Origin of the sequence: Thermosynechococcus sp. PP555 (genome assembly GCF_031583225.1) — a bacterium.
GTDB lineage: Bacteria > Cyanobacteriota > Cyanobacteriia > Thermosynechococcales > Thermosynechococcaceae > Thermosynechococcus.
Window position 1 is genome coordinate 2544115 of the sequence record NZ_CP134168.1, and the last position, 16988, is coordinate 2561102.

Genomic DNA, 16988 nt, shown 5'->3' on the forward strand with positions numbered 1-16988 from the left:
TCGTAGTTCTGTCTTTTTCGCCCAATCCTTAAATATTGGCAAATGCTGACGAAAGTTATGCCGCGGCCAGATCGGAGATCACCTTGGCCAGATCAATGTCCTTTTGGGTAATGCCGCCGGCATCATGCGTCGTAAGGCAGACCGTCACCCGATTCCAAGAAATGGATAAATCAGGGTGATGTCCAGCCTGCTCAGCGGGATCCACCAGACGATTGATAAAGGCAATGGAGCCAAGAAAATCCTTGAAAACAAATGTTTGCTCAAGGCGATCGCCCGCCAATTTCCAGCCCGCTAGGTTTGCTAGTTGTGCCTCAATATCGGCTGGAGAGAGTCGCTCTGCCATGGTTGTGCCTCAACCCTATTAGCTCTAGGGTAGCAGAGGCAATTTACCAACTGGACTTGACCACCCCCGGCAGCAACCCTTGGTGAGCCATTTCCCGCAGGGCATTGCGGCAGAGGCCAAAATCACGATAATAACCACGAGGACGACCTGTCAACCAGCAGCGATTCCGTAGCCGCGAAGGGGCACTATTGCGGGGCAACCGTTGCAGTTGACGATGGATGCTCATGATCTCTTCTTGGGTTTCGGCGCTGGCCAGTTGAGCCTTGAGTTCTTGGCGTTTGCTGGCGTATTTAGCAACAAGCCGTTGCCGCTTTTTTTCCCGTTCGATCATGCTTTTTTTGGCCATGGGGGTGTGTTTGTCCTCGATAATGATGAATTTGGTATCCTATATCCTATCAAAGAGCGATTTGCTGCTGCAACTGTTGATCCTTGCGGGGTGTTTCTGTGCCCTTACATCTGTACAACACACTGTCTCGCCGCCTTGAACCCTTCTCGCCCCTGCACCCAGAGCGGGTGACGATCTATGCCTGTGGTGTCACGGTGTATGACTACTGCCATTTGGGGCACGCCCGTTCCTATGTGGCTTGGGATGTGCTGCGCCGCTATCTCACGTTCTTGGGCTACGTGGTGCACTATGTGCAAAATTTTACCGATATTGATGACAAGATTTTGCGCCGCGCCCATGAAAACGGCGAGACGATGGCCACAGTGAGCGATCGCTACATTGCCGCCTACCACGAGGACATGGCGGCCTTGAATATCCTACCTGCCACTGCTTATCCCCGCGCGACAGAGGTGATTCCAGAAATTATTCACCTCATTCAAGGGCTACTGGATCGCGGCTATGCCTATGTGGCCGGCGGGGATGTTTACTATGCCGTGGCACAATTTCCCAGCTATGGCAAGCTCTCCGGGCGCCAGCTTGAGCAACTCATGGCCGGTGCCAGTGGCCGCATTGAGGAAGAGGAGGAGCAGCGCAAACGCCATCCCCTTGATTTTGCCCTCTGGAAAGCCGCAAAGCCGGAGGAAATGGCTGTTTATGACCCGTGGGAAGCCCCTTGGGGTAAAGGGCGCCCCGGCTGGCACATTGAATGCTCGGCAATGGTGCGACAGGCCTTTGGGGCAACGGTGGATATTCATTGCGGTGGCATGGATTTAATTTTCCCCCACCACGAGAATGAAATTGCCCAATCGGAGGCGGTGACGCAACAGCCCCTAGCCCGATTTTGGCTCCACAACGGCTTTGTTACCGTCAACACAGAGAAAATGTCCAAGTCCTTGGGGAATTTCACAACCATTCGTGATCTGCTGGCTCAGGGGGTGGATGCCATGGCCTTGCGCCTGTTGGTTTTGCAGGCTCAGTACCGCAAACCCTTGGACTTTACGCCAGAGGCACTGACCGCCGCTGCCAAGGGCTGGCAAACCCTGAAGGAGGCGCTACAGCTCAATCGGCAGCTCTCCCTGCCCGTCATTGATCCAGAGGGGGTCAAAGCTCACCCCAGTACCCAAGCCTTTTGTCAAGCTATGGATGAGGACTTGAACACCGCAGCAGCTCTAGCGGTCATCTTTGAACTGGCCAAAGTCCTGAATCGTGAGCAGCATCGCTATCTCCACGGGGGAGACTGGGGGCGATCGCCCGCTGAAATCAGCCGCGACTGGCACACCCTAGTCACTCTTGCTCAGGTTTTGGGTCTAGAGGCAAAAGCAGAGGCACAAGCTGCGTCAACGGTTGGCCTAACCGATGAGGAGATTCGAGAGTTAATTGCTGCTCGCACCGCTGCCCGCCAAGCCAAGAACTATGCGGAGAGCGATCGCCTGCGGGATCTCCTTTTGGCTCAAGGGGTCAAACTCGTGGATCAAAAGGACGGCACCACCCATTGGTTTCGCGTGCCCGCTGGCTCAACCCCCTAACTGTGGAGAACACTATGCACGATTCCCTTGCTGACCTGCGTCAGGAACTCTTGGCGCTGCTGTGCCGCGATGCCTACCGTGCCGGCGAGTTTATCCTTTCCTCTGGCCAAAAAAGCCACTACTACATCAACTGCAAACCTGTGACCCTATCAGCGCGGGGCGCTTACCTTGTGGGGCGGCTCTTCTTGGCGCAGTTAGCCCCTGAAGCGGTGGCGGTGGCGGGTCTCACCCTTGGGGCGGATCCCTTGGTGGTGGCAGTGAGCGTGCTCTCCAATGTGCACGGGCAGGATCGGGCAGCGCTGATTGTGCGCAAGGAAGCCAAAGGCCACGGCACGATGAGCTTTATTGAAGGTCCCCCCTTGCCCCAAGGGGCGGTGGTCACGGTGCTTGAGGATGTGATCACGACGGGGGGGTCTGCCCTCAAGGCGGTGCTGCGGCTCCAAGAGGCAGGCTATGTGGTCAATGAGGTTCTGGCCATTGTCGATCGCCAAGCGGGCGGGGAAGCTGCCTTTGCCGCTCAAGGAATACCCCTGCGATCGCTCTTTCGGATTAGCGACCTCGAAGCCTACCTCAATGCGGTCTAAATTCCCAACCGCTGGTAAATTTCCTCGAGGTACTTGAGGTGATGTTCAGGGTTAAAGCAGGCCTCGAGTTCCTCTGGTGCCAGGTAGCGCTGAATCTCTGGATCCCCTTTGAGGTTGGCAGCAAAGTCACCGTTGGGTTGATTCCACGCGGCATGGGCATGTTTTTGCACCAAGGCATAGGCAGCTTCGCGACTCAGCCCCTTCTCCACCAGCGCCAAGAGCACCCGCTGACTAAAGATGACACCGCCGTAGCAGTTCATATTGCGGCGCATATTTTCGGGATAGACCTGCAGCGTCTGCACCAAGTCAGTCATTTCCACCAGCATAAAGTGGCTGAGAATCGAGCTATCGGGCAAAATCACCCGTTCCACCGCACTGTGGGAAATATCCCGCTCATGCCAGAGGGCAACATTTTCAAGGGCAGCCAAAGCATTCCCCCGCAGCACCCGCGCTAGACCGGTCAGTCGTTCGGAACGAATGGGATTGCGTTTGTGGGGCATCGCAGAGGAGCCTTTTTGTCCCTTCGAGAAGAATTCCTCGACTTCAAGGACATCGGTGCGCTGAAGATTGCGAATCTCAACAGCAAAGCGCTCGAGGCTGGCTCCCAAGAGGGCAAGGGTTTGGGCATAGTCGGCATGGCGATCGCGGGAAATCACCTGTGTTGAAGCGGTATCGGGTTGGAGACCGAGTTTTTGGCAGGCGATCGCCTCCACCCGCGGATCCACATTGGCATAGGTGCCCACTGCCCCCGAAATTTTGCCTACGGCCACGGTGCGCTGCAATTGGCACAGGCGATCGCGATGGCGCAGCAATTCCGCCAGCCAACCCGCGAGTTTGAACCCAAAGGTAATGGGTTCGGCATGAATCCCATGACTGCGTCCCACCATCACCGTATAGCGATGTTCTTGGGCACGGTGGCGTACTGCCTGAATGAGCTGCTCCAACTGCTCTTGAATCAGCGTCAGACTGGCCACCAATTGCAGGGCTAAACCGGTGTCGAGGACATCGGAACTGGTCAAGCCAAGGTGAATATAGCGGCCGGCATCGCCAACATGTTCGTTGACATTGGTGAGGAAGGCAATGACATCGTGCTTTACCTCTGCCTCAATTTCCAGCACCCGTTGGGGGTCAAACTTGGCCTTGGCTTTGATTTCAGCGACGGCGTCAGCAGGAATATGTCCCAGTTCGGCTTGGGCTTCGCAGACCGCAATCTCAACATCGAGCCATGTTTTTAATTTGTAGGCATCCGTCCAGAGATTCCCCATTGGGGCAAGGGTATAGCGTTCGATCATGGGCGTATGTATCTCTAAGGGTGATCAAAAACGGTCATCTGGGGGCGATCGCCTATTTGCGTTCGGGATGGTACACAGTTTCCGCCGTGGCAAAGCCATTGAGGCGATAGATGAGTTGGTAAAGACGGCTGTAGTCCCGCTGGTTAAAGTGCAGGATCAATCGCGGCAGGTGGAGCGTGTGAGTCAAGGCAGGACGGTTAATGGGTTGCTCGTCTTCCACTTCCCGAGGCAACGGTTCAGCGCGTTCAATCTGCCCCGACACGAGGATGTCTTGAAAATCGCGATTGAGTTCTGCCAAGGCGGCATCACTAATGTCTTGGTTCAACCGCAGCACCAAGCGATCGCCCACATAGCGGCTAGAGTGATAGACACGATAAAAGCCACTGAGGTAAGCCAACCCCTCCTCAACACTGGTGCAAATGCGGTAGAGTTCCTGATCTTCACGGTTAATTAGTCCCTTGGCTGCCAGTTCTTCACGAATAAATCGATCCCAATGCTGCCAGTAGGTGCCGCCGGGAATGTCCATCAAGACCAAGGGTTTAGGGGGGGCTTTGCCCGTTTGACAGAGAGTCAAGCATTCAAAGGCTTCATCTTGGGTGCCAAAGCCACCGGGAAATACAGCAATGGCATCGGTTTCCTTGAGCAAAAAGAGCTTGCGCGTAAAGAAGTACTTGAAGTGAATCAGACGCGGATCCCCTTCAATATAGGGGTTAGCCCCCTGCTCAAAGGGGAGTTCAATGTTCAGGCCAAAGGACTTATTGGAGCCTGCCCCTTTGTTGCCAGCCTCCATGATGCCACCCCCGGCACCGGTGATAATCATAAACCCCGTGGCACTCGCCGCTTGGGCAAAGGCCACCGCCATTTCATAGACTGGCGCCGTGGAGGGAGTGCGTGCCGATCCAAAGATCGAAATTTTGCGGGTATGGCGATAGGGGGCAAAGACCCGCAGGGCTTGGTGCATATCCCGCAGGCAGGAACGCAGAATCTTCCAATCTAGTCGTTCCAGTTCCTCATCGGCAATATCCAGAAAAAGTTGCAGGGCTTGGTAAATCACGTCGCCGTGGGGCACCCTATCCAAGCGACGAATTAACTGTTCAAGGTCTTGCTGTAGGCTACTTAAAGCGACTCGCGAAAGGGTCATGGCACCCTAAGAACGTTAGCACCCTATTTTATCAGGCAGCGGGATCACCTGATGCAGTGGGTAGGCTGAGGGTAAAGGTGGTAATGCCCGCTTCACTGTCGGCGCTAATTTCACCCTGCAATTGCTCCACGAGTTTTTGGGTGAGGGCAAGGCCTAAACCCGTTCCCCCCTGTTGCCACGGATCGGCATTGGGAATGCGATAAAACTTTTCAAAGATGCGCGGTAGCTCCTCACTAGGAATCTCTGAGGGATTACTCACTTGAATTTGCAGGCGATCGCCCCCGATTGGATCAAAACGGACAACAATCTGTGCGCCAGCAGGGCTGTACTTACAGGCATTGTTGAGTAACTCTGCCAAGATGCGGGCTAAGGCATGGCGGTTGGAGAGGAGGGGCGGCAACGTGGCGGGGCGCAAAATCTCAAGGGATTGCTGCCGCTGTTGCATGCGGTTGCGGAAGGGTTCGAGCACCGAGGGCAGCCAACTGTCGAGATCAATCACCTCCTGTTGAATCTGGCTGCGCCCTGCCTCTAGGCGTTGCAGATCCAGCAAATCATTGATCAATTCCGTTTCGCGGTTGCACTCATTGGCGAGAATGTCGAGGTAGCGTTTCTGGCGATCGTCGGTGGCAAATTGCTTCAGCATATAGATGGCCATTTTCATATTGGCCATGGGGGTACGCAACTCGTGGGAAACGGTACTCAAGAAATCATCCTTAATGGCATTGAGCCGCTCTAGCTCCTGCATTTTCTGTTCCAGTTCGGCAGTACGGGCGCGCACTTGGCGCTCCAAATCCGCATTGAGTTCTTGTACCTGTTGGTAAAGCTGCGCTTGGTGAATGGCGAGGGCACACTGATCGGCAATGGTTTTGACGAGGCTTAAATCTTCTGGTGTCCAAGACTTGGGCAGGGTTTGTTGCCAAAGCTGGCGATCGCTTGCCAAAACGGACGTTGCCTCACTGGGTTCCCACTCCCAATCGAGGAGCGTAATTTGGCCGAGGAGTTGGCCAAGGTAAACTAGGGGAGTGATCACCAAGGCATTGACATTTAAGGTTCTGAGATCCGTTTGCAGCGGCTCTGGCAGATCTGGGCGACTGGCAGCTAAGACCACCTGTTCACCGCTGCGAAGGGTAGATTCAAAGAGGACGATCGCCTGCTGGTTGAGAGCAATCAAGTGGTTGGGTAAGCTGACAAATTGAGGACGGCTGGCATAGGTAGGGCTATTGGGCGCATGGGTTTGCGTAATCAGGCAGAGGGTCGATCCCAAGGCTTCTAGGAGTAAATCAGCGGTAATTTGCAGAACTTCCGCTGCCACCATAGTGGTACGCATGGCTTGAATGATGCGGTTAATGATGGCCTCACGGCGGGCTTGGTTGCGCAGTTGTTCCTCGGCTCGCTTGCGATCGGTGACATCCATGACATAGCTGCGGATCAGCTCACTTTCATAGATGTAGTGAATGGATTGCTCGTAGATGCGCCCTTGGTACTCCACCTCCCGCACATGCACTTTTTCTTGGGTTTGCTTCATGTAGCGTGCGAGTTCCGGCAATCCCAGCAATAGAGGATGAGTCAACTTCTGTTGCTGTAGATCTCGAAACTGTATCACTGCCGCTGGATTGAGATACGTCACCCTCCCCTCTAAATCCACTTCCAAAATTGGGTTGGGCGTCAGCTCCGGATAGGAGGCCAAGCGCACTAAGGCCGCTTCACTAAAATTCTCGATATTACCTTCACTGAGGGGGACAAGTGTTGCAAAGGGATTGGTGCTTTTGGAGAGAAATCCTAAGACATCGGTACTGCGGCAAAAATCCTGAAACTCCGTATCCGTCATGTTCGTCAAGGTCAAGTAGCGGGCACGCACATCGCCGCCAAACACAATCATGTCACCGCCACGCAAATCATGGGCAACAATCCGCTGGCCATTGACCAGAGTGCCATTCGTACTGCGCTTGCCCTGCAAATCACCATCAATGAGGCGAAAAAGATGGCTATTGGTTTCAGGACTGGTCACCCGTAACAAAATCGCGTGCTGCCGTGAGACCATCTTCGAGTGAAGCACAATTGAATTCGTTGGATCGCGACCGATGGAATAAGTGGCTGCCTCTAGCAAAATAGGTCGCCGCCCCTCACTGTCTTCGAGGACTAACAGGTGGCGGACTGCCTGCCGCTCGTGGCTCACCGTTGCCTCCTTGCCTAGGACGGCTGGGCACCCTGACGAAAGGATACTGGTGTCGCTGTCACCTTCCAAGTGGGTTCTTTGACAGGTAGGGTAGTATATTGGCGCACCAAGGCACGGAACTCATCACCGTCAATGGTTTCTTTCTCAAGGAGCAGCTCCACCAGCTTATCAATGGCCACCCGATGCTCGCGGATCAGTTTGCGGGCAATCTCGTAGCAGTGCATAACAATCTCGCGCACTTGGTGGTCAATTTGCACGGCCACAGCTTCAGAATATTCAGCGCGCGGCATGAGATCTCGACCCAGAAAGACCTCGTTGCCCGGCGTTTCAAGGGCTAAGTGTCCCAAGTCCGACATGCCGTAACGGGTCACCATTTCCCGCGCCAGATTGGCCACTGCTCGCAAGTCGCTACTGGCACCCACGGTGACTTCAGCATCGCCAAAGATTTCCACTTCGGCAGCGCGCCCCCCCAATAGAATGGTGATCTCATCGAGGAGCCATGCGCGGGTATAGAGGCCACTATCCACCCGCTCTTCATCAAAGATTTGCTGGGCAAAGCCGCCAACGCCCCCCGACCGGGGAATAATGGTCACTTTATTGAGGGGATCCGCATGTTTCAAGAGCGTCATCAGTAGAGCATGACCCACTTCGTGGTAGGCAATCAGCCACTTTTTCTTGCTGTCGAGGAGGGGAGTGAGCGTCATGCCAATCGTCACGCGATCAATGGCATCGTCAATTTCGGCATTGGTAATGGCCGGTTTGCGACGCCGAGCAGTAAGAATTGCGGCTTCATTGAGGAGGTTGGCCAGTTCGGCACCCGAAAAGCCGGGGGTACGGCGGGCGATCGCCTCTAGGGACACCTCGGGAGCAATTTTCTTGTGCCGCGCATGGACTTGGAGAATTTGCAGGCGTCCCTTGTAGCTGGGCAAATCAACGGTAATTTGGCGGTCAAAGCGACCCGGACGCAGGAGGGCAGCATCCAAAACATCGGGGCGGTTCGTTGCCGCAATCACAATAATGCCCGTATTCCCCTCAAAGCCATCCATTTCCGTCAGGAGTTGATTGAGGGTTTGCTCGCGCTCATCATTGCCACCGCCAATGCCGGCACCCCGTTGGCGACCGACGGCATCAATTTCATCAATAAACACCAGACAAGGGGCGTTTTCTTTGGCCTTTCTGAAGAGATCCCGCACACGGGAGGCACCGACGCCCACAAACATTTCCACAAATTCAGAACCAGAAATGGAAAAGAAGGGAACCCCAGCTTCACCGGCGATCGCCTTGGCAAGGAGCGTTTTTCCGGTTCCTGGTGGCCCAACTAGCAGCACCCCCTTGGGAATACGGGCACCAATGGAGGTAAATTTCTCTGAATTCTTGAGAAAGGTCACAACTTCCTGCAGCTCTTCTTTGGCCTCTTCAATCCCAGCCACATCGCCAAAGGTCACCCCCGTTTGTGCCTCCATTTGAAAGCGGGCGCGGGATTTACCAAAGTTGAGAATCTGCCCAGGGCCGCCGGGGGCATTACTCGCCCGCCGCAAAATCATCAGGAATAAAATCAGCAGAAAGAAGCCCAGCATCAAGTTAGAAATGACGCCAACCACTGCCCCATCACTGCTAGAGGGCACCACCCGCACCGTCGTGTTATAGCGGGTACTCACTTGGCGCAGCAGTTCTACAAGTTCAGGATTGCGATCAAAGAGCCGTACCTCTTGGGGGGGAGATTGTTCGGGTTGATCTTTACGGCGAAACTTGGCTAGCCCCTGTTCCTGATAGAGTTCGACGGAGCTGACTTCACCCGCCTTGAGGGCATTGAGGAATTGACTGTAGGAAACGGTGTTGTTATTGCTCGATTGCGCTAAACCAATGTGAGTGGGAGCTAACGAGAGACCCACGACCAAAGCCAGTTGACTCAGCCGTTGGGAAAGGCGTTGAGCGTATTTCATCGGCACCCGTTTCCGAAATTCAGTTCTAATTTCCAGTTTAACAGCGATTTTTTAGTTCCCTAGCGCCCTGGATCAGCCACAGCCAAGAATCACCGCCCTAAATATAAAATAGGACAGCATTCTCTTTAGAACGCCCATGGGACTGATTGTACAAAAGTATGGCGGCACGTCCGTCGGTAGTGTCGAGCGCATTCAAGCGGTAGCCCGCAGAGTCAAGGCAACTGTGGCAGCGGGACATCAGGTAGTGGTGGTGGTCTCGGCCATGGGCAAAACCACGGATAGCTTGGTGCAACTGGCCTATGCCATTAGCGATCGCCCCAGTCAGCGGGAAATGGATATGCTGCTTTCCACGGGGGAGCAGGTCTCGATCGCCCTGTTGACGATGGCGCTCCATGCCTTGGGGGAACCCGCCATCTCCCTCACCGGTGCCCAAGTGGGCATTGTCACCGAACCGGCCCACACCCGTGCCCGCATTCTCCACATTGAGACCCAGCGCCTCGAACGGCACCTCAAAGAAGGACAAGTGGTGGTTGTGGCCGGCTTTCAGGGGATTACTGCTGCTGCGGATTTTGAAGTCACCACCCTTGGGCGGGGTGGCTCGGATACCTCGGCTGTGGCCTTGGCGGCGGCGCTGCGGGCGGATTGCTGCGAAATTTACACCGATGTCCCCGGCATTTTGACCACGGATCCGCGACTGGTGCCCAATGCCCAACTCATGAGTGAGATTACCTGCGATGAAATGCTGGAGTTGGCGAGCCTAGGGGCAAAGGTCTTGCACCCCCGCGCCGTGGAGATTGCCCGCAACTATGGCGTGGATTTGGTGGTGCGCTCCAGTTGGACGGATGATCCCGGTACCCGTGTCATTGCACCATCGCGGCCGCCGCGTCCCGTGGAAAATCTTGAACTGGGCAAACCTGTGGATGGGGTGGCGCTGGATACGGATCAGGCGAAGGTGGCACTACTGCGGGTGGCCGATCGCCCCGGCGTTGCGGCACAACTTTTTGGCGAACTGGCACGGCAAAATCTTGATGTGGATTTAATTATCCAATCCATTCACGAAGGTCAGACGAACGACATTGCCTTCACCGTGCAAAAGCGCGTTCTTAAACAAGCCGAGGCTGTTGCTGTGGCCTTTTATCCCCGCTTGAATCCACGGGTTGAAGAGACGGATGTGCTCGTGGATGCCGACATTGCCAAGGTGAGTATCACCGGTGCCGGGATGATTGGCCGACCGGGGGTGGCCGCTCAGATGTTTTCGGCCTTGGCGGCAGCGGGCATTAACCTACAAATGATTTCCACCTCTGAAGTGAATGTCAGTTGTACAGTGGCCGCAGCGGATGCAGGTCGAGCGATCGCTGTTCTCTCCCAAACCTTTGATGTGGAAGCCGCCACCACTGTCCCCCAAGAGACCCCCGATGCCCCAGCGGTGCGGGGCGTTGCCCTTGATCCCAAGCAGGCGCGGATTGCGATTCGCGATGTGCCCGATCGCCCCGGTATGGCGGCGGCAATTTTCCAGACCCTTGCGGATGCCGCCATTAGCGTGGATATGATTATCCAATCCCAGCGATCGCGTTCCTTGGGGGGTGTGATGACCCGCGATATTGCCTTTACGGTGGCCTCTGCCGATGCCGAGCGAGCCACGGAACTACTCAAGGGGGTTCAGAGCCAATTGGGCTACGGCGACATCCTCATAGATACGGCGATCGCCAAAGTGAGCATTGTTGGTGTGGGGATGATCCACCGTCCGGGGATTGCTGCCCAAATGTTTGCGGCCCTCGCCCGTGAAAACATCAACATTCAAATGATTGCTACCTCGGAAATTCGCGTGAGTTGTGTGGTGGCAGAATCGGAGGGGGTGCGGGCGCTGCGGGCGGTGCATACAGCCTTTGGTTTAGATGGTGAGGCTCCCGTCGTCATTCCCGATGTCGGTAAATAGACCGCCCTATTGGCAAATTGCCCTTGTCCTCGGCGTGGGCGTGTTGGCGGTTTCTACAGCTGCTGTGCTGGTGCGCTGGGGGGTTGCTGATTTAGCCACCGATTCCCTAGGCATGACCGTGGGGTTGAGCATTTTCTTGGCCAGTGGTCGCCTCAGTTTGGCTGCTCTCTTTTTGACCCCGCAACTTTACACGTGGCCGTGGCTAGACCTGACTCGCCAAAATCTGCGTTGGGCACTGGCGGCTGGGGTTGCCCTTGCGGCGCACTTTAGCCTCTGGTTCACCTCACTGCACTACACCTCGGTGGCAGCCTCAACCACATTGGTGACCACAACGCCCATCTGGTCGGCGCTCGTCGGGTACCTTTGGCAGCGACAAACCCTTCAACCCCGTGCTTGGGTGGGCATGGCGATCGCCCTTGGCGGCAGCGCCCTAATTGGGACGGCAGAACCGACGAGTGCTGTGGCAAGGAACCCCCTACTCGGAAATGCGCTGGCGATCGCGGCGGCGTGGGCGGTCAGTGCCTACTTTATCTGTGGTCAAGCGGCTCAAAAGGCGGGTCTGGCGATTCACCACTACGCCCTTGTGGCCTATGCCACTGCTGCCTTGGTTCTCTTGCCCCTGCCGCCACTGCTGGGTCTGACTTACGGAGGTTGGCCGCTGAAGCTCTATGGTGCGATTCTCCTGCTGGCTTTGATCCCCCAGTTGGTGGGGCACACCAGTCTCAATTGGGGGGTGCGTTGGCTTTCCCCTACATGGGTAACTCTTCTGGTGTTGGCAGAACCGATTGCTGCGAGTCTCTTTGCCTTGCTGCTCTTTGGTGAGGTGCCGACAACGGTAGTGATGACGGGGGGCAGTCTGGTGCTGGTGGGTTTAAGTGTAGCACTGTGGCCTAGTCCCTAGGGGGGTTCGGCGATCGCCGCCGCTGTTTGAGGGTGTCCAAAGCATCCCCTAAGGCGGTAATGAGTCCCTCACGGGTACGGGCATGACTTTGCCGCTCCTCCTCTAGGGCACGCCGTAGCCGTTCATTTTCCAAGAGGGCTTCAATCAGTTGTGCCTGAAGTTCGGCAACAGAGGTTTCACTGCGCACGAGGGCTTCAATCCGTGCCCGTTCACCCGCGCATTCCGGGGCTTCGGGATCCACAGGCGGTGGGGGCGGTTCAGGAACCAGTGACGGCAGTTCATTTGCTCGCGCCTGCGCCCGTTGCAGTTGCTCTTGCAGACGTTGAAGCTGTTCCTGAAAATCTGCCACAGTGGATAAGGCACAGTTAGAAATTCTAGGGCTATTTTGATACGAGTATCCTCAGAAAACAAGGGTCAAGATATATTCGTGAGTAGCGAGGCACTCCAAGCATGGTGGCACTGGGCACAGGCGATCATTCCAGCCCCTGAGCGCGAGAGTGGCCTACGGGAGTTAAAACAATTTCTCAGTGCCTTCACACAGTTGAGTCCCCTTGACATCACCCTGCGCCGCTTTCCGCCCGAGATTCCTCTAAAACTGCCCCTTGCAGAACTCCAAGAGCGTTGGCAACGCCGCTGGCAGGAGCGGGTTCCCCTGCAATATCTCATTGGTACGGTTCACTGGCACGATCTGGAATTAGTTGTCACCCCCAGTGTGTTGATTCCTCGGCCAGAAACAGAGGAACTCCTAGAAGTGGTGGCAGTAACGGTACCCCCTTGGCAACAACAGGGGCATTGGCTGGATTTGGGCACCGGCAGTGGGGCGATCGCCATCGGCTTAGCGCGGTTATTTGCGGCGGCGCTGGTGCATGCCGTAGATTGTAGCCCTGAGGCCCTAGAGGTCGCGCAAGTCAATATTCAAAAGTACGCTTTGGGCGATCGCGTGCGTTGCTATGTTGGCAGTTGGTTTGCCCCCCTTACCCATCTGCAAGGGCAGGTGCAGGGCATTGTCAGTAATCCTCCCTATATTCCCACCCGCCTAGTGGCCACTCTCCAACCTGAGGTGCAGTACCATGAACCCCCCCTTGCCCTCGATGGTGGTGCGGATGGCTTGCAGGCGATTCGTCAGATTGTTGAGACGGCACCAGAGTATCTTCAGCCCCAAGGCTGGCTCTTTATCGAATTGATGGCAACCCAAGGGGAAGCTGTGGCAGCGCTAGCAATGGCCAGCCAAGCCTATGAACGAGTGGAAATTCTTCGGGATCTCAGTGGCCACGATCGCTTTTTGCTCGCTCAAGCAGTTTAGCCGCGATCCCAGCGCCAGAGGGCAACCATCAGGGCAACCACTCCGATTTGTAATGCCAGATTCCACACCAAATCGTTACCAGCAGTGCCCGCCAATCCCTTGAGGCCAAGGATAAAGGCACCCATGAGTCCGGAAGCGGCAAAAACGGCATAGAAAACGCGCCGTAGTCCCCGATAGGGAGCCACTGCCTCGGCTCGCAGGCGATCGCGCAGGGTTGATTGAGTCACTTCAGCCGGTTGCTGGGGTTTGTGAGTAGCCATTTTGATTTTCCCATCACCTGAAAATATCCTACGTCCCTACAATGGGGAACGGTGTGCATCAATAACGGTCTAAGGCCGTAGGCCAAAAAAGATGTGAGGAGTTTGATATGCATTGGCAGCGAATCAGTGTAGCACTGGCGATCGCCTTGGGTAGCACGGTTGCAATTCCCCAACTCAGTCAACCCTCCCAAAATACTGGTGCAGGGACACTCCGCTGGAGCGATGCTTCCTTTCCTGTGGAAAATTTCCAAGGCTATACCTCTCCCTTTGGCTACCGGCGATCGCCCACGGGGGAACCCACGACCGAATTTCACAATGGCCTTGATTTTGCCGCTCCTCAAGGGAGCTATATCCGTAATTGGTGGGCGGGGCAGGTGATTGAAGTTTCCGATCACACCGCCTGTGGCACACTGGTACGAATTCAATCGGGGGCTTGGGAACACGTTTACTGCCACATGATGGGGCGGGTTGAGCAGACCCCCCAAGGACGAGCCATGGTCGATCGCGCCGGTGGCATTTTCATCCTAGAGGGGCAGCGGGTACCCACGGGGGCACGTATTGGTCGAGTGGGCATGACAGGCCGCACCACCGGACCTCACCTTCACTGGACGCTCCGCCACCGAGGGCAATTGGTCAACCCTGCCGTGGTTCTACAGGCCATGTATGGTAGCCAAGCCCAACGATAACTTTCTGGTTAAAAACTAACGGGACTGACGGGGCTCGAACCCGCAACTTCCGCCGTGACAGGGCGGTGCTCTAACCGATTGAACTACAGTCCCAATTTTTGAGCGATTTTTAGACTATCAGGAAAATCATGGCCTTGTCAACTGGTTAAATTTGCCTTGCTGGGCGATCGCCTGCGGGGCATCAATCAACTGCGTAGCCTTGACCCCAACGATGCCTTTCGGCTCATTCAACCCCTCAGCCAAGATGAAAATTCCCGTGTCCGCTACACTGCGGTGAGTCAAATTGCCAGCCTTGGGCACGTCAATCTCAATCAAGCCCATGACCTGTTGCGCGATCGCCTGCTCCATGACAGCGAAACGGATGTCCGTGCTGCCGCAGCGGATGCGATGGCTGCCCTACAAGTTCCCTTTGCCCTTGAAGATTTAGAAACGGCCTACCACAGTACCGATGATTGGCTGTTGCAGTTTATAGCAATTCTAATCAAGAATGAGACATCATCCAGCACAATACTTGCGAATCACCTCATCAATCGAACTGTTTGACCCTGCATACATCCGCGCTCGCTTCAACGCACTAAAGTTGTGCTCAATCACATTCAAATCAGGAGAGTATTTCGGTAAAAATAACACCTCGTGACCCGCCGCTTTCACCACTGCCTGAATCGCCCCTTTTGGATGAATCGGTGCATTATCCATCATCAACAACGAACGTTTCTCTAACGCTAGCAAACAGTATTGACTCAGCCAGCTCACAAACCCTAACGCATTCAAATATCCTGAAAACAGCATTGGGGCGATGAAGTCTTTCTAGTATCTATACCGTCCTGCGACTCAACTCTCTCTTTTCTGACGCCTTCCCACTCGCTCTCCATCAATTCGTTGGCCTCGCGCTGACCACCCATACTCACACTCCACTCGAGAGTCAAACCCCCTCTCATCGATAGACACCACCGTTTCCTCCCCATGGCTCTCTACCCATGTGTCGAGCTGCTGTTGATACGCTTGTCGCTCTGCCTCACACCTTTCTTGGTAACGTATCTGTTTTCTTTCGAGTGATGCCCATCTGGGCGAGGGCATAACTAATGGTGGAAACTTGGACGCCAAATCGCTGGGCACGGTCGATTAAACGGTCATCGGGATGGGCAGCAACATCCGCTGCTAAGGCCGCCCAATCCAGTTTCCAAGGACGACGGGGGACAACCGTGGGCGCTAAGTCCTCTCGCTTCAGCCAGCGATGGATGGTGGCGCGACTGCCCTGAAAGATTTGAGTTGCTTCACTGATTTTGCCACCTTGCTGGATGTAGGAGACAACCCGCTCTCGTCAGTCCAAGCTATAGCTCATATTCTTGAGTAACATTCATGACGCTTTGAGTATAGCCTATCCCTCTTGAAAATATCTCACTCCCTTTCGAAATAGCTATACGAAAAAGAATGACGCGATCGGAGGTGATTCTCTGGCAGCATCTCAAGGGCAAGCAGATGAATGGCTATGATTTCGATCGCCAACGTCCTATCGATGAGTACGTTGTTGACTTCTACTGCAAAAAGCTGAAGCTAGCGATCGAAGTTGATGGCTCATCCCACGATAGCGAAGAAGCTCAAGAGCAAGACCGCTACCGTCAGCAAAGGCTTGAAGCCTTAGGGGTTCGATTCTTGCGGTTTCGAGATGAAGAGGTGTGCCACAATGTTGAGGGAGTCCTTGAGGCGATCGCAACCTGGATAAAGGACAACGCCTCCAAAACTTTCCCTCCAGAGAGAGGCTAGGGGTGGGTCTGAGTTGGGCTGACTACGAAAGGGATGCGAAGGGAATTCTTGCCCTGTGAATTGCTGCGTGAATCTCATTTGTGACCTCTGCCCATCAGACTAAGAAGCCTCCCATGGCTCTCTAGTTCTCCTCATCCCAAACTGACGTGGGTGAGATGATGTGTTCGTGCTAAACGCTAGCCGAATCAGCGTCAATCCCTAGAAGGGTACCTCATCTAGGTTAATATCTTCGGGGTCGGGGGGTGGGGGTGCCACCTTCGGTGTGACAGGTGCAGTGGCTGCGGGTGTGGCCATGGGGGTGGTTGCCGGCTGTGCCGGATGATCCACAATATTGCCCTCAACGGTGTAGAAGCGGCTTACCACCAACTCGGCGCGTTTTTCTTTGAAACCTTCGGGGCGGTCAATGGTGTCCATTTTTAGCCGACCTTCTAAGATCAGGCGATCGCCCACTTTGCATTCTGCCTGCATTTTTTGCCCCAAATTGCCCCACGCCACTGTTCGCAAACTCATGGGTGGCTCTTCACTGCGCAGGCTAGCAAACTGCACCACCATTGTGGCCACCGCCATCTGATTTTCTTGGGTGTAGCGCAGTTCTGGCGCTTGAATCACTTCTGCAAAGAGGACGCAACTATTCATCCGATGAGCTTCCAACAGGTCGTGTTCTTTCCAGTATAGTCCCAACGGCTGCCGCGACAAGGCCACAGGATCAATACAGCGCGACGCTGGGGTTCTCCCTAGCACAGACGGC

17 protein-coding genes, 1 tRNA gene and 1 pseudogene are annotated in these 16988 nt (G+C 55.1%); 8 read left to right on the forward strand and 11 right to left on the reverse strand.

Annotated elements, in window-relative coordinates:
- Positions 1-55 precede the first annotated feature (55 nt).
- Together RHH27_RS12475 and rpsN are read right to left on the reverse strand one after the other, a co-directional pair.
- On the reverse strand, positions 56-343 hold the full coding sequence (locus tag RHH27_RS12475) for a 4a-hydroxytetrahydrobiopterin dehydratase (RefSeq protein ID WP_302678433.1): 288 nt from the start codon (positions 341-343) through the stop codon (positions 56-58).
- A 43-nt stretch (positions 344-386) separates the two neighbouring features.
- A complete protein-coding gene (gene rpsN / locus RHH27_RS12480) occupies positions 387-689 on the reverse strand; it encodes a 30S ribosomal protein S14 (protein WP_011057663.1) in 303 nt (100 codons plus the stop codon).
- A gap of 98 nt (positions 690-787) precedes the next feature.
- Here rpsN and cysS point away from each other — a divergent pair, with 98 nt between their 5' ends.
- Positions 788-2254 (forward strand): cysteine--tRNA ligase, encoded by a 1467-nt coding sequence (gene cysS / locus RHH27_RS12485; RefSeq protein WP_302678434.1) that lies wholly within the window; start codon positions 788-790, stop codon positions 2252-2254.
- A gap of 14 nt (positions 2255-2268) precedes the next feature.
- A complete protein-coding gene (gene pyrE, locus RHH27_RS12490) occupies positions 2269-2838 on the forward strand; it encodes an orotate phosphoribosyltransferase (RefSeq protein WP_302677386.1) in 570 nt (189 codons plus the stop codon).
- Here the strand turns inward: pyrE and purB are convergent.
- The 4 genes from purB to ftsH are packed head-to-tail and all read right to left on the reverse strand — an operon-like array spanning position 2835 to position 9390.
- A complete protein-coding gene (gene purB, locus RHH27_RS12495; protein ID WP_302678435.1) occupies positions 2835-4130 on the reverse strand; it encodes an adenylosuccinate lyase in 1296 nt (431 codons plus the stop codon). The genes pyrE and purB overlap by 4 nt on opposite strands.
- Before the next feature lie 52 nt (positions 4131-4182).
- On the reverse strand, positions 4183-5271 hold the full coding sequence (locus RHH27_RS12500) for an LOG family protein (protein WP_206200402.1): 1089 nt from the start codon (positions 5269-5271) through the stop codon (positions 4183-4185).
- 31 nt (positions 5272-5302) lie between these two features.
- Positions 5303-7447 (reverse strand): ATP-binding protein, encoded by a 2145-nt coding sequence (locus tag RHH27_RS12505; RefSeq protein ID WP_302678436.1) that lies wholly within the window; start codon positions 7445-7447, stop codon positions 5303-5305.
- A 14-nt stretch (positions 7448-7461) separates the two neighbouring features.
- Complete coding sequence (ftsH, locus tag RHH27_RS12510) at positions 7462-9390, reverse strand: ATP-dependent zinc metalloprotease FtsH (protein WP_302678437.1); 1929 nt, start codon at positions 9388-9390, stop codon at positions 7462-7464.
- A 136-nt stretch (positions 9391-9526) separates the two neighbouring features.
- Here ftsH and RHH27_RS12515 point away from each other — a divergent pair, with 136 nt between their 5' ends.
- Positions 9527-11326 carry an aspartate kinase gene (locus tag RHH27_RS12515; protein WP_206200405.1) on the forward strand — a complete coding sequence of 600 codons (1800 nt, stop codon included), beginning with the start codon at positions 9527-9529 and terminating at the stop codon, positions 11324-11326.
- Positions 11313-12227: a DMT family transporter gene (locus tag RHH27_RS12520; RefSeq protein ID WP_302678438.1), complete on the forward strand. Its 915-nt coding sequence runs from the start codon at positions 11313-11315 to the stop codon at positions 12225-12227. Before RHH27_RS12515 ends, RHH27_RS12520 begins: the two co-directional genes overlap by 14 nt.
- Here the strand turns inward: RHH27_RS12520 and RHH27_RS12525 are convergent.
- Entirely contained in the window at positions 12217-12576 is a 360-nt protein-coding gene (locus tag RHH27_RS12525; RefSeq protein ID WP_302678439.1) for a hypothetical protein, read from the reverse strand. The two genes, RHH27_RS12520 and RHH27_RS12525, sit on opposite strands and share 11 nt — an antisense overlap.
- Before the next feature lie 78 nt (positions 12577-12654).
- Here RHH27_RS12525 and prmC point away from each other — a divergent pair, with 78 nt between their 5' ends.
- Positions 12655-13530, forward strand: a complete 876-nt coding sequence (gene prmC, locus RHH27_RS12530; RefSeq protein ID WP_302678440.1) for a peptide chain release factor N(5)-glutamine methyltransferase — start codon at positions 12655-12657, stop codon at positions 13528-13530.
- On the opposite strand, the gene RHH27_RS12535 is transcribed toward prmC, so the two are convergent.
- Positions 13527-13790, reverse strand: coding sequence for a DUF3493 domain-containing protein (locus tag RHH27_RS12535; RefSeq protein ID WP_302678441.1), 264 nt, complete (start codon positions 13788-13790; stop codon positions 13527-13529). The genes prmC and RHH27_RS12535 overlap by 4 nt on opposite strands.
- 107 nt (positions 13791-13897) lie before the next feature.
- Here RHH27_RS12535 and RHH27_RS12540 point away from each other — a divergent pair, with 107 nt between their 5' ends.
- Positions 13898-14476 (forward strand): M23 family metallopeptidase, encoded by a 579-nt coding sequence (locus tag RHH27_RS12540; protein ID WP_302678442.1) that lies wholly within the window; start codon positions 13898-13900, stop codon positions 14474-14476.
- Between the two features lie 19 nt (positions 14477-14495).
- Here RHH27_RS12540 and RHH27_RS12545 read toward each other — a convergent pair.
- Positions 14496-14569: transfer RNA gene (locus tag RHH27_RS12545), tRNA-Asp, on the reverse strand.
- A gap of 63 nt (positions 14570-14632) precedes the next feature.
- Between RHH27_RS12545 and RHH27_RS12550 the strand changes: the two genes are divergently transcribed.
- Positions 14633-15019: a HEAT repeat domain-containing protein gene (locus RHH27_RS12550; RefSeq protein ID WP_302678443.1), complete on the forward strand. Its 387-nt coding sequence runs from the start codon at positions 14633-14635 to the stop codon at positions 15017-15019.
- On the opposite strand, the pseudogene RHH27_RS12555 reads toward RHH27_RS12550, so the two are convergent.
- A pseudogene (locus RHH27_RS12555) lies at positions 14972-15776 on the reverse strand (IS630 family transposase). The gene RHH27_RS12550 and the pseudogene RHH27_RS12555 overlap by 48 nt on opposite strands.
- 131 nt (positions 15777-15907) lie before the next feature.
- On the opposite strand from RHH27_RS12555, the gene RHH27_RS12560 reads away from it, so the two are divergent.
- Entirely contained in the window at positions 15908-16240 is a 333-nt protein-coding gene (locus RHH27_RS12560; RefSeq protein WP_206200410.1) for an endonuclease domain-containing protein, read from the forward strand.
- A 198-nt stretch (positions 16241-16438) separates the two neighbouring features.
- Here RHH27_RS12560 and RHH27_RS12565 read toward each other — a convergent pair whose 3' ends face one another.
- A complete protein-coding gene (locus RHH27_RS12565; protein WP_310745004.1) occupies positions 16439-16942 on the reverse strand; it encodes a single-stranded DNA-binding protein in 504 nt (167 codons plus the stop codon).
- Positions 16943-16988 lie beyond the last annotated feature (46 nt).

Coding starts and splice junctions, on each gene's coding strand:
- RHH27_RS12475 (WP_302678433.1), bottom strand. CDS start 343: ATGGCAGAGCGACTCTCTCCAGCCGATATTGAGGCACAACTAGCAAAC.
- rpsN (WP_011057663.1), bottom strand. CDS start 689: ATGGCCAAAAAAAGCATGATCGAACGGGAAAAAAAGCGGCAACGGCTT.
- pyrE (WP_302677386.1), top strand. CDS start 2,269: ATGCACGATTCCCTTGCTGACCTGCGTCAGGAACTCTTGGCGCTGCTG.
- purB (WP_302678435.1), bottom strand. CDS start 4,130: ATGATCGAACGCTATACCCTTGCCCCAATGGGGAATCTCTGGACGGAT.
- RHH27_RS12500 (WP_206200402.1), bottom strand. CDS start 5,271: ATGACCCTTTCGCGAGTCGCTTTAAGTAGCCTACAGCAAGACCTTGAA.
- ftsH (WP_302678437.1), bottom strand. CDS start 9,390: ATGAAATACGCTCAACGCCTTTCCCAACGGCTGAGTCAACTGGCTTTG.
- RHH27_RS12515 (WP_206200405.1), top strand. CDS start 9,527: ATGGGACTGATTGTACAAAAGTATGGCGGCACGTCCGTCGGTAGTGTC.
- RHH27_RS12520 (WP_302678438.1), top strand. CDS start 11,313: ATGTCGGTAAATAGACCGCCCTATTGGCAAATTGCCCTTGTCCTCGGC.
- RHH27_RS12535 (WP_302678441.1), bottom strand. CDS start 13,790: ATGGCTACTCACAAACCCCAGCAACCGGCTGAAGTGACTCAATCAACC.
- RHH27_RS12540 (WP_302678442.1), top strand. CDS start 13,898: ATGCATTGGCAGCGAATCAGTGTAGCACTGGCGATCGCCTTGGGTAGC.
- RHH27_RS12560 (WP_206200410.1), top strand. CDS start 15,908: ATGACGCGATCGGAGGTGATTCTCTGGCAGCATCTCAAGGGCAAGCAG.